The organism is Romboutsia maritimum, assembly GCF_002251085.2.
In the GTDB taxonomy this organism is placed as follows: domain Bacteria; phylum Bacillota; class Clostridia; order Peptostreptococcales; family Peptostreptococcaceae; genus Romboutsia_B; species Romboutsia_B maritimum.
Window position 1 is genome coordinate 1 of the sequence record NZ_NOJZ02000008.1, and the last position, 12,753, is coordinate 12,753.

General features: G+C 27.9%; 11 protein-coding genes, 1 pseudogene and 1 riboswitch. Of the genes and pseudogenes, 3 read left to right on the top strand and 9 right to left on the bottom strand.

Annotated features, from left to right (window positions below; translation table 11 throughout):
* The 6 genes and pseudogenes from CHF27_RS06185 to CHF27_RS06210 all read right to left on the bottom strand — a co-directional run.
* A pseudogene (locus tag CHF27_RS06185) lies at positions 1-2,639 on the bottom strand (hypothetical protein); the annotation flags it as partial.
* Positions 2,640-2,741: 102 nt separating this feature from the next.
* Positions 2,742-3,530, bottom strand: coding sequence for a hypothetical protein (locus CHF27_RS06190; RefSeq protein WP_115976004.1), 789 nt, complete (start codon positions 3,528-3,530; stop codon positions 2,742-2,744).
* 129 nt (positions 3,531-3,659) lie between these two features.
* A complete protein-coding gene (locus tag CHF27_RS06195) occupies positions 3,660-4,115 on the bottom strand; it encodes a hypothetical protein (protein WP_095406253.1) in 456 nt (151 codons plus the stop codon).
* 49 nt (positions 4,116-4,164) lie between these two features.
* Positions 4,165-4,314, bottom strand: coding sequence for a DUF2292 domain-containing protein (locus CHF27_RS06200; RefSeq protein ID WP_095406252.1), 150 nt, complete (start codon positions 4,312-4,314; stop codon positions 4,165-4,167).
* Between the two features lie 144 nt (positions 4,315-4,458).
* A riboswitch (cobalamin riboswitch) is annotated at positions 4,459-4,655 on the bottom strand.
* A 70-nt stretch (positions 4,656-4,725) separates the two neighbouring features.
* On the bottom strand, positions 4,726-5,481 hold the full coding sequence (locus CHF27_RS06205) for an acyl-CoA dehydratase activase (RefSeq protein ID WP_095406260.1): 756 nt from the start codon (positions 5,479-5,481) through the stop codon (positions 4,726-4,728).
* Between the two features lie 8 nt (positions 5,482-5,489).
* A complete protein-coding gene (locus CHF27_RS06210) occupies positions 5,490-6,662 on the bottom strand; it encodes a double-cubane-cluster-containing anaerobic reductase (RefSeq protein WP_095406251.1) in 1,173 nt (390 codons plus the stop codon).
* Between the two features lie 453 nt (positions 6,663-7,115).
* Between CHF27_RS06210 and CHF27_RS06215 the strand changes: the two genes are divergently transcribed.
* The 3 genes from CHF27_RS06215 to CHF27_RS06225 all read left to right on the top strand — a co-directional run bounded on the left by CHF27_RS06215 (position 7,116) and on the right by CHF27_RS06225 (position 9,871).
* A complete protein-coding gene (locus tag CHF27_RS06215; protein ID WP_095406250.1) occupies positions 7,116-9,050 on the top strand; it encodes an OPT family oligopeptide transporter in 1,935 nt (644 codons plus the stop codon).
* Between the two features lie 298 nt (positions 9,051-9,348).
* Complete coding sequence (locus tag CHF27_RS14725; RefSeq protein ID WP_408638582.1) at positions 9,349-9,546, top strand: PqqD family protein; 198 nt, start codon at positions 9,349-9,351, stop codon at positions 9,544-9,546.
* Complete coding sequence (locus CHF27_RS06225) at positions 9,539-9,871, top strand: hypothetical protein (protein ID WP_095406249.1); 333 nt, start codon at positions 9,539-9,541, stop codon at positions 9,869-9,871. Before CHF27_RS14725 ends, CHF27_RS06225 begins: the two co-directional genes overlap by 8 nt.
* Before the next feature lie 66 nt (positions 9,872-9,937).
* Here the strand turns inward: CHF27_RS06225 and CHF27_RS06230 are convergent, their stop codons facing one another.
* The 3 genes from CHF27_RS06230 to CHF27_RS06240 all read right to left on the bottom strand — a co-directional run bounded on the left by CHF27_RS06230 (position 9,938) and on the right by CHF27_RS06240 (position 12,748).
* Positions 9,938-10,660: an EcsC family protein gene (locus tag CHF27_RS06230; protein WP_095406248.1), complete on the bottom strand. Its 723-nt coding sequence runs from the start codon at positions 10,658-10,660 to the stop codon at positions 9,938-9,940.
* 61 nt (positions 10,661-10,721) lie between these two features.
* A complete protein-coding gene (locus CHF27_RS06235) occupies positions 10,722-11,480 on the bottom strand; it encodes a nitroreductase family protein (RefSeq protein ID WP_095406247.1) in 759 nt (252 codons plus the stop codon).
* 50 nt (positions 11,481-11,530) lie between these two features.
* Positions 11,531-12,748, bottom strand: coding sequence for a cation:proton antiporter domain-containing protein (locus CHF27_RS06240; protein ID WP_095406246.1), 1,218 nt, complete (start codon positions 12,746-12,748; stop codon positions 11,531-11,533).
* Positions 12,749-12,753: the final 5 nt, after the last annotated feature.

The following is a 12,753-nucleotide window of genomic DNA, read 5'->3' on the forward strand; positions in this document are numbered from 1 at the left end:
TCAGCTTTATTCCATCCTTCTTTTGATACTTTTATAGCTGTTTCATATCTTGTATCTCCTACTATTTTCTTAGTATCAACTGCTACTAAACTTGAAGAATTTCCACCACTGTGTGAACTTCCTCCTGAACTAGATGGTTTACTTGGTTTTTCAACTGATTTTTGTGCTGCTTGTAATTTTTCATAGTTTTTAATATATTTCTTTTGATTTTCACTTAACTTATTATATAAAGCTGTTGCTTTTTCAACTTTTTCTTTATCTTTAGTTGTTACATCCTTTGGTAATTCTTCTATTGCATTTTTTACTCCTATTACAGAGTTTGTATCTGTGCAATCAAAGAATGGTTTTTGTCCTAATATAGTACGAGTACATGAATTAAATGCTCTTGTTATTTGAGGTGGTTCATAATTCATTAGCCATTGGTCTACAGTATTATTTTCAAAGTCAAAGAATTTAAATTGAGCATCAAAAATATTTTTTCCATTTTTAGTAAATCTACTATCGCTTAATACATCTACTCCACCCATTGCTAAAGTTATCATTGCTTGACTATTTGTCCAAGGATTATTTGGAGAGCTTTCTGGGAACATACTTGTATAATATCCTTGGTTACTTTGCATTTTAGAAAGTGTGTCTATTACATGTTCAACTCCAAGTTTTACATCATAGTACTTATCTCCTTCTTTTGCATTAGGGTCATAATATTTTAAAATAGGTTGAATACCCATAGTACTCATGTCTACATCATTATTTAAATTAAATTTCTGAGCATCCCTAGCTCCTTTATGTATAAACTCTTCTTTGTCAAAATATTGTTCTCCTTTTGGCATTGGATAATTATAGCTGTCTAATGCTAATATAGATGTTTGATATGCTAAGTATTTTCCTGAACTAGAGTTTGCTTTGTCATTTGCAAGTATATTGATAATATCATATGATTCTATATCTCTAATATCATATCCTATTGCTGTAACTGCTAATGCAAGTTTTGCCCATTCTGTTACTGCAAAGTCTTTTTCTTTTATAATCTGTCCACATATTCCCTCTATTTGACCATCTTTTTTTAATTTTTTTAAAGTGTCTTGAATATTTTCAAATACTTCATCATAATATCCTTCTCTTACTGGATAATTTGCTCTTGCTGCTGAAAATATATTCCAAAATTGAGTAAAATCATTAAATTTAAACTTTTCTTTTCCACCATCTATTGCTCTATCAAATATCATATTGCTTGCTTGTTGTGCTTTCTTTATGTACTCTGGTTTCTTAGATTTATCTAAAACTGGTGCTTTGTTATCAGATAAATTAGCTTTTGGTGGTAATGTTTTTCCTAATACAAAATTATATTTTGAATTATCATCAAATTCAATATTAAGTTTATCAAATTTAACTTGTACATCTACAAGTCCTTGTCTATCAGCAAATATTGCGCTATTTACTTTATAGTCAAATTTCACATTGTATTCTTTTATAAGTTTTTGAACTTCTTCATTATCACTTGTTGCTTCTAAACTTGTAACTTTTGCATCTAATTTTCCATCATATGTTTTGTCTTCTACATTTACTTTTACATCAACATCTATGTCTTTTTTAGTTGAATCTATATATGGATATCCATCATTTACTTTTCCAGCTTCGTCTATCTTCCATATACCCTTAAAGTCAAATCCTGCATCTAAATATGTTTGTTTTGTTTTTAATTCTTCTGTTGTTTTTCCTTTTAAAGAATAGTTATAAGACATATAACTTTTTTTAGGTATTATGTCTTTATTATAAAATGTAATTCCATCTATACTCTTAAACCCACTTGATGGATATATTTCATCTGATACTATTCCCTTCTTAGGGTCAATTCTACCAGTAAATACATCATATGATCCTAAAAATATACATTTATCAATTTTAGCTTTTTTATAATATCCGTAGATACCTTTTTTATTGCATTCTATACCAGCAAATTTAAGCATTGAACATCCCACAGTTTCATATTCATCTTTATTACCTATCTGCTTAAATTTAATAGCACTGCAACAATTTTCTATTCCTCCACTTCCCAAATCACATACTATTCCTCCAATATCATATTTTGAATTCTTCCAATCTATCTTATCATTATATACATTTATATTTCCATATACATAAGTATTAGTAATTCTTCCTATATTAGTATTAGCTATTACACCAAATCTTTCTATTTGTTTTTTATTTTCTGTATCTCCAATTTTAATATCTGTGTGTACATTTACATTTGTTACAACTCCATTTTTACCTACATTTGCTATTAGCGAATAATTATTGTCATGATAACTTTTTATTGTATGACTTTTTCCATCAAAAATACCTTCAAATGAATAACTAAAGTATCTATTTGTTTCAGCAGTATAAGGTATTAAATCAGTATCCTTTAAGTTTATATCCTCTGTTAAAATTACTTTCTTATCTTTATATGTTACTTTATTATTCATATCTTCTCTAAATTTATTATAATCTTCTGGTGAGCTTATTATATAAACTCCATCTTTACATGGTAAACTAGGCTCTTTTTCTCCTTCTTCTGCAAATGAACTTATTGGAGCTATTAAATTCCCCATAAGTATAAAAGATAAGAGAATACTTTGTATTTTTATTTTTTTCTTCACTGCTACAATTCCCCCTATTTTTTAATTTATATCTTAAAAAGAGTCTTTTATATAAAAGACTCTTTTTCTTTGTAAAAAAATTCAATTCTCAGATAAATTTTTTTATAATAATCCATCCACTACTTCTTGTTCAATTTCTAAATCATTCAGTGCATTCATAAGTTTATCATAATTAGTAGCTGATTGACCTTCATTTGCCATTTTTCTTATTAATTCACTCTTATCAGCTTTTGTATTTAAAAATGAACTACTTGGTCCCCAGTTATAATATCCATATTCAGTAAGTTCTTCTCCTTGTGGTATCCATCCTGAATATCCTAAATCACAACCTGCTGCTAATGAGAATTGGCAACGTATAACATCTCCATCTTTAACTGTAGATGCTATGGTAACATCCTTACTGTCATTTAATGTTGTAACCCAACCAGCTACACCGTTGTATTCTTTTTCACTTAAGAATTTATCTGTAGCATTTGTTTTAACTTCTTGATTTTTATTAGTTGACCAGCATACATTTGGTAATTTATCTTTATGTTGATATTGTGCTGTATCATATAAAGTTTCATTCTTATCAGCAAATGCACTTACATATGGTCCGTATTGTGTCATCGCATGTTTCATACCATCTTGACTTTCTCCAAATTGAGTTTTTAATGCATCATATATAGTTGGATTTTGTACACTATCTGGTATTGTTACTTTTACTGGTGCTTGGATTAAACCTTGTCCAAGTACTGATTTTTCTACTGTAAGGTATACTGTTGTTCCTGAAGATGCTACGGCTTCTTTAGTATTTGCATGTGCTAATGATGGCGCTCCTATTCCTACTGCAAATAAAGCTGCTAGAGATACTGATAATAATTTTCTTTGTAATAATTTTTTCTTAAACATAATTGATTTCCCCCTTGAATTGTTGTATTAATAATTTTTATATAAAAAAATAGAGATATACCTTGATTAAGATATACCTCCATTCTTTGGTCAGTATAAAACTTCTATTTTAAATAATTTTAGTTGTTTTTATGCAGTTACAGTATTTTCTACTGCACTAATTATCATATCTTCAAATTTGATATATTCTTTTTCTATTAATATTTGGCACAGTTCTTTTACTAATAATACTAGTACCTCTGCATTAAAGTCTTCTGCCATTGCTATGTATGGAGTTTTTACTAATAACTCATTATTTTCATTTATTAAAAATTGATTTGCTTTATATGATAAATTTAATTCATTTACTAATTCTAATACTTCTTCTTTTTTAGATGAGTCTTTTAATCTTCCAAAGAATATAGTTACATTAGTGTATATTGATTCATCAAGTAAAACTCCTATTAAGCATTTGTTTTCTTTTATTTCTTGAAAACCTCTAAATAAAACTACTCCATTTTTTTCTATTATATTAAACATTTTATCAATGCCTATTTTTTTCATTTCTTCTTGTACTAACTGCTTTTTCTTTTGTAGTTCTTCCATAAATGTTCCTCCCCAGGAAATTTAAAATTATATTATAAAACAATGTTGTTTATAATTTTACAGATTTTGTAATTTGTTCTATCCTAATTGCTAAACCATCTTGTATTACTATTCTCATTTCCCCAAATTTCAAATCTCTTATAAGTTCGATTAGTTTAGCTTCTTTTTCATTTATTTCTAATTGTCTTGTTGCAGCCATAAAGCTATCCCCCTTACTTTTTTATTAATTTATAAAAATCCCCCATTAAAAAAGAACCGATCTCTCGGTTCTTATGCTCATAATATGTAACAGTATATTTTTACATAACTGTTATTAATTACAGCATTCTTCCACCCCGAAAGAGCTTGTGTAAAATTTATGGCAGGTCTCCTGACTCGAAATCATCCTAATCGCTTAATACCTTCCCAGTTTCCCAGTGGTTAAGGTTTAAAACCTAAAACTAAGCTTTCGTCATTCTTACAGTAGCGGGGGCTGTCGTGGAATTTAACCACATTCCCTTTTAACACACATTAAGTGTTACCATAAATTTACTATATTTTCTTTTCTCAATTAAAGAATAGTACTTATTTATTTAAAAGTCAACAATTTAATTTATTTTTTCTCTTATTTCTATCTAAATCCAATAACTGCTGCACCTAATGCACCTATTATTTGAGTGTCTTGTGCAATAAAAATTTTTTTATCTAAGTTTTCCTCTAGCATTTTTACTAGTACTTTACTTTTTGCAAGACCTCCTGTAAATGCAATTTCATCTACTATATTACCTCTAGATAGCATAGATACAGACTTATTGGCAATAGATTTTAAAATCCCTGCTGAAACTTTTCCTGTTGAAATATTTTTAGCTAATAAACTTACAATTTCAGACTCTGCGAAAACTGTACACATACTAGATATATTTTCAGGCTCATTATTTTTTGCTAAATTATCAATTTCAGAAATATCACTTCCTAGAAGATTTGATGTTATTTCTAAAAATCTTCCCGTTCCAGCTGCACATTTATCATTCATTATAAAATTAGATACATTTCCATCTTCATCTAAGTTTATAACTTTACTATCTTGACCACCTACATCCAGAATTGTTCTTATATTTTTGTTTAAAAAATAAATTCCTTTTGTATGACAAGTTATTTCTGTTATTTTCTTATCAACAAAATCCATTGCTATTCTTCCATAACCTGTTCCTATTACTTTTTTTATTTTATCTTTTTCTATTCCTTCTTTTAAAAAATCATATACCTGAAGTGATGTAGTCTTAGGACTCCAACCTGTAGGTATTATTATTTTTTTTACTATTTTTTCTCCATCAAATAGTACTCCCTTTGTTGCAACTGAACCTGAATCAATGCCTATACTATACATGTCTCCTCCTATTTTACACATACTCCTTCTTCTATCATTTCTACAAATGCTTCAAATCTAGTTCTTAATTGCTCTGTATCAGATTTAGAGTAATCAGTTTCAATTGTCATGTATGGTATATTTTTCTTAGTTGTTATAAACTCTTTTATTCTATTGCTTTCTACATTAAATGTATGACAAGCTTGTAAAACTACATCTATTACACCGTCTACTTCATATTCATCTACTAATCTATCTAATAATTCAATTCTATTATCATTATGTAGCATACATGAACATCCTATATTTATGTATTTTTGAGCTAAAGCATCTATTGGATCTTCATTTTCTTCATCAACTAATAAGTCAATTGCTCTTATTCCTCCACAAAGTTCGTAAGCTACTATTGATGCTCCACTTTCTTCTACAGTTTTTATTAATTTCTCACTTATTCCACCTATTGGAGATCCTGTTATTAATATTCTTGGCTTATCTTTTTGTACTGGGCATTCTCCTTTTTCATATCTTTCTTTCATATCATCTATTACTTTTCTTAAGTCTTTTTTTAATTCATCTCTATCAAATTTAAATCCAGCTTGATATAAAACTTGATGAAGTTCCATTCCTGTTAAAGCAGATGGTTTTAATTTTCCTAATTCGTAATACTCCCTTAAAAGTCTTCTTTCTTCATTTTTATCTTTTATAGCTTCTCTTATATCATCATCAGTTATTGTTACACCTAGTTCTTTTTCAACTTCTTCTTTTAATATTTTTATTTCTTCTTTCCATAATTTATATGTATATTCACCTTTTCTAGCATTAGGTAAATGCATTATATGAGTTCTTTTAACCTTATCTAATTCTTCATACATTTTTTTCTTACCATCACAAGTAGTTTCTCCTATTAATAAATCTGAAAAATAAAAATATGGGCAAGTATCTGTTATAGCATGTCCATAACTTGATTTTATTAATGGACATAGATTTCTTGGAAGTACTTTTTCTGCATCTGGTATTGGCTCTTCACTTACTCCACAAACACCTACTGTAACTGCTTTAGCTGCCATTGGTATCTCAACTGGAGTATATGTACAAAATACTCCTACTAATTTTTTTCCACTTTCTTTAAGTTCTTTTGCTTTTATAAATCCTTTTTGTCTAGCTTCATTAAAATTATTAAATTTTTCTGGTAAATTTATCATTATTATCTCCCTCTTATCATTCTTAGTAAGATTTTATCATCATTTAGCTTTTTTTAAGCATTGTTTATATCTATACTTTTCTTATTAAAAATAGGTATTTTTTATATAACTACAAAACCCCTAATTATTTAAAAATCACTAATTTTTCAACAATGTGTTGATATATTATTTTTATGTATATATAATTATATATATAGATATATTTTTTCATTTACAATAGTCGCAATTTTTGAAAATTTTATACTATATAATAATTTGCATTATAAATACATACATTGTTAATAACTAATCTAATTAAAAGTCACTTTATTTATATTTCATATTGCTCTGTTATTAATTTAACTTAAGTTTTAATCAAATCGTAAGCAACTATCATTTTATTAATTCATTTTTAATTTATACTAATTCTACTTACAATAAAAAATTTAATATTTTTATTAGGGGGATAGAACTATGAATGATGAAAAAAGTATTTCTTCTACACAAGAGTTCAAACCATTTATACCTGCCGATAAAATTATGCCTGAGTTTACATTAACATCTATTTTCTTAGGATGTTTGTTAGCAGTTATATTTGGTGCAGCTAATGCATATTTAGGTCTTAGAGTTGGTATGACTGTAAGTGCTTCTATTCCAGCTGCTGTTATTTCAATGGGTGTTATAAGAGTTATTTTAAAAAGAGACTCTATACTTGAAAATAACATAGTTCAAACAATAGGATCAGCTGGAGAGTCAGTAGCAGCAGGTGCTATATTCACTTTACCTGCAATGTTCATTTGGATGAAAGAATGGGGTCTTGGTAGTCCTAGTTTATTAAAAATCGCAATTATAGCTTTATGTGGTGGTTTACTTGGAGTATTATTTATGATTCCACTTAGAAAAGCTTTAATCGTTAAGGAACATGGTGTTTTACCATATCCTGAAGGTACTGCTTGTGCAGAAGTTCTTCTAGCTGGAGAAGAAGGCGGTTCTAAAGCTTCTGTAGTATTTGCAGGTCTTGGTATTGCTTCTCTGTATAAATTTATAGCAGATGGAGTTAAACTTTTCCCAAGTGAAATCGAATGGGCAATACCTGGTTATAAAAATGCAGCTGTTGGTATGGATGTATTACCGGCTCTTTTAGGTGTTGGTTACATATGTGGCTATAATATTTCTGGGTATATGTTTGCTGGTGCAATAGTTGGATGGATTTCTTTAATTCCACTTATTACTTTATTTGGCGGAGATTCAATTCTTTATCCAGGTGCTGATCCTATAAGTACACTTGGTTATTCTGGAATATGGGGAAGTTATATTAGATATATTGGTGCTGGTGCTGTTGCATGTGGTGGTATATTAAGTTTAATTAAATCACTTCCATTGATAGTTACAACATTTACTAAAGCTATGAAAGATTACTCTGATAGAGATTCTTCAACTAGCTATTTAAGAACAGATGAAGATTTATCAATGAAGACAGTTTTATTTGGTTCTCTATTAGTAATTATTGCAATATGGCTTGTTCCAACTATTCCAGTTACTTTATTAGGCGCTGTTTTGATTGCTATATTTGGATTTTTCTTTGCCACAGTTTCATCTAGACTTGTTGGTTTAGTTGGTAGTAGTAACAACCCAGTATCTGGTATGGCTATAGCTACATTACTTATAACTACATTTATACTTAAATCAACAGGTATGGTTGGTCACGAAGGTATGCTAGGTTCTATAGCGATAGGTTCTGTAATATGCATAATAGCTGCTATTGCTGGCGATACTTCTCAAGATTTAAAAACAGGTTTTATAGTAGGTGCTACTCCTAAAAAACAACAAATAGGAGAAATTATAGGTGTTTGTATATCTGCTATTACAATAGGAGCTGTTTTATATTTATTAGATTCTGCATGGGGATTTGGTTCAAAAGAAATTGCTGCTCCTCAAGCTACTTTAATGAAATTAGTTGTAGAAGGTGTTATGGAAGGAAATCTTCCTTGGACTTTAATATTTGCAGGTGCAGGAATTGCTTTTGCTGTAGAAGTAATTGGTATACCTGTTCTTCCATTTGCAGTAGGTCTTTATCTTCCTATACATTTAAGTGCTGCTATAATGGTTGGTGGTATCATTAGATTCTTCTTAGAAAATAGAAAAAATGTTTCTGAAGAAGATAAAAAAGATCAAATTGATAGAGGTATTTTATATACTTCAGGACTCATTGCTGGTGAAGGTTTAATTGGAGTTTTACTTGCTATATTTGCTATAATTCCAATAGGTACTTCTAACCTGGGTAAAGTAATGGATATATCTTCAAAATTTAGTCTTGGACCAATCGGTTCTATAATATGCTTTATACTACTTATACTTACTTTATTTAAATTCTCTATTTGGCATAAAGATAAAAAGAAAACAGCATAAAATAAATAAGTAATAGTACTTTTAAATTAGATTATTATTATAAAGAGCTGTTTCAAAATTAAATTTTTGAAACAGCTACTTTAAAATTATTTATTAGTTGTACATATTGTCTTAAGGGGGGATTTTTATCAGTAAATTTAAAAGGAATAATAAAAATTATTTAGATTTTATACCTATTATAAACTCTAAAATTGATTGGTCTATTAATGAAAATGACTTAGTTGTTTTAGAATTAAAAAGAAGTGGGACATTTGATAAGTTTGCTCAAAAACTATTTAAAGTACCTCAAAAAAGTGACATACAGTTAGATAAACAAGGTAGCTTTGTTTGGAAATGTATAAATAATGAAAAAACAGTTTACGATATTTCTAAAGAAGTTAGTAATGAATTTGGCAAAGATGCAGAACCTCTTTTAGATAGACTTATTTCATATTTTAATATATTAAATGATAATAAATTTATAAAATTCAACAAAAATGGTAAATCAAATGTTTAAAACTATAATATATATATTACTCTTTGCCATAGCTACTATAATAATTTATACTTGGGGACTTTTTAAAGAAAAAAATAAATCCAAAGACCTCTTGGATATACTATATTCAAAAGGAGAAAAAAAGATTTTAAAAGCGCTTGATTCTAAAGGAAGTTTATCTAGAAAAGATATCGAAAAAGAACTAATGAACTTAAAAGCATCTTTATTTTATAGTAAAAATAAACTTGTTGTACAAGACCCTTCTCACTTCTCTAAAGTTTTAGTGGGTAAACTTTTGCAAAAAGGGGTTATAGTAAAAAATAGCAAGGGATATACTTTAAAATAATTTAACCTAGCGATTGGGATATTTATATATCACCCTTCGCTAGGTTATTTTATAAATTATATAAAATTATTCTAACTCTTTCATTCTCATTCTATATGCAAACATAGCTGTTTCACTAAGCTTATCTATTAGTTTTCCATTTATATAAAATCCTACAAATGCACCTATTCCAGGCATAAGCTGAAAAAATTTAGCTAAATCTAAATAATCTCTATACTGCTGTTGAAAAGTTCGCCAATCAAATTCATTAATATCTTCTGGAAGAGTTTTTATGTATTCATTCCAATTTTCCATTTGATTAAAAACTTCATTTATATGTTTTTTACTAGAAAAAGCTAATTGAATAATATTTAATATATAAATTCTTTCTCTATAATCATTTACATCAAATCCATATATTGCTGCAACATCATAAAGAAACTTAACCTTAATTCCTAGTAAAATTGGTAAGTCTGCAAGACCTAAAAGTAGCCCTCCTGCTCCTGTACCTGCTCCTTCTAGTTTTGCTGTTTTTTTGTATATTAGAGTTTTATCTATAAGTAAGTCTTCCCTTTCTCGTAATGTTAAATATTCATATGGTGGTTTTGTTACATATTTAGAGCCATATAAAACTGCCTTTGTCATATTTTTTATTGCCACAGTCATTACTTCATGATATTTTTCAGGGAGTATATTATTAAATTTATTTTGTACCTCTTTTGAATAAGCTTCTATTATTGATGGCTTTTTTTTCATATGCTTTTTCCAATTTATTAATTCATGTCTTGCAACATCATTATAATTATCCATTACACTTTTTCTCCCAATAGAATAAATTTAGTTTACTATTTATATATTTAGTTCTTCATATTTAACTAAATATATATTGATCTTCTTCGTACTTCCAATCTCCTTTATACTCTTTTGTATATGCACCTAAAGCAAAATGAAGCATAGAAATTCCTAAATCAATTTCTTCATAACCATGATTACTTTTAGTAATAACAGCTTTTATTTTATTTTCTTCTATTTTAAATGCTATAGGTTTTTTATTTAATGCAGATGGAGATTTCATTGCAAATACTGCACCTTCTTTCATCCATGATGCAATTGCATTACCATTAGCTATAATTATATCTTCTAATTTTATATCTTTTTTATTTAATCTTTCTACTAATTTTTCTTTTATTGACAATTCTTCATCTACATATCCTACTGCAATTATACAAACTAATTCTTCATCATCATTTATATTTATATGTTTTTTGCATTCTTCTTTTTTATAAGTACCTCCTATCCAGCAAGTACCTAATCCTAGAGAAGTAGCTTCTAAAACTAACATCTCTCCATAATATCCTAATTTTTCTTTGTAGTTTTTTATGTTTTTATCTGCTACTAATGCTAAAAATGAGCTTACACCTGTTATCATACCATAAGATGCTTTAAATCCACTTATAGCTTCTTTACCATCTTTTACTAATTGTATATTTAAGTTTGTTTCTTTATTTATTTTTCCTATTAATTCTAATAAAGCTGTCATATCATTTTCTTCTAGAGCTTTATCTATATATGTTCTTCTTGAATCCCTACTATCTATTGCTTTTACCCATTGTTCTTTTAATTCTATCATATTATAAATCCTCCTTATATAATTTTTCTATATATAAACACTATCTATTATTATGATACTTTTTCATCTATTTCATAATACTTATTAAGAAATTTATCTGCAGTTAAATTTATACCTATCGCTCCTATTGGTGCTGTTATAAGAACGCTTAGTATTGCTATAGCCTGCATTATTTCTCCTCCTGCTACCCCCATTTGCATAGGAATGGCAGCTTTAGCTGATTGTACTGTAGCTTTAGGTAAATACGCTATTACACAAAATAATTTTTCTTTTTTATTAAGACCTGTCCCAATTAAAGATATTAAAACACCTATTGAACGTACAAATAATGAACAAGTAAGTATGGCTACTCCTACTAAAAAATACTTTCCTACCAAACTTGGATTTATTGCCATTCCTACAAAAGAAAATAAATACAATTTTCCTAACTTCCAAATTTTATTTAAATTATCTAAAATTACATCCTTACTTTCTTTTATATAATTTCTAATAAAAAATCCATATAACATTATTGTTAATAAAGAATTAAATATATCTAAATGTAAATACTTTTCAATACTTCTCATTAATAAGCATATAAAAAATACGAATCCTACTTTTAAATAATCATTTTTTATTATTTTTATAATCGGCTTTGTTAATTTAAATATTACATATCCTACTAATAGACTTAAAATTATAGTTATTGGTATTAGTATAAGTTGTATAAAAATAGATGTATTTTTACCAGTGTTACTTTGCATATAAATCCCTAAAAATGTAGTGAATAAAGTTATTGCAATAGTATCATCAGCAGATGCTCCTACTAATAACATTTGAGGTATTGCCTTGTCTTGACCTAATTTTCTTTCTATTAAAGATATCATAGATGGTATAAGCACTGCTGGGCTTACTGCTGCTATTATAAATCCTAATATTGCACCTTGTATAAATGTGAATTTTAAAAATACCGTAGATGCCACTGCTATTGTAAATCCTTCTAATGTAGCTGGAACTGCACTTAATAAAACTGCCGGTCTACCTATTTGTTTTATTTGATCTACACTAATTCCAAGACCTCCAATAAATAACACAGCAACTAGTGCTATATCTTTTATTACTGGTGCTACTTTTAGTGTTTGCTGTGGTATTAAATTTAAAAATGCTGGTCCTATAAGCATTCCTAAAATCATCATTCCTATTAATGATGGTAGCTTAATTTTCTCTACTAATTTTCCACTATAATTTGCGAGAACTCCTATTAATATTAAACTTAAAATTATTGTCATCAAAA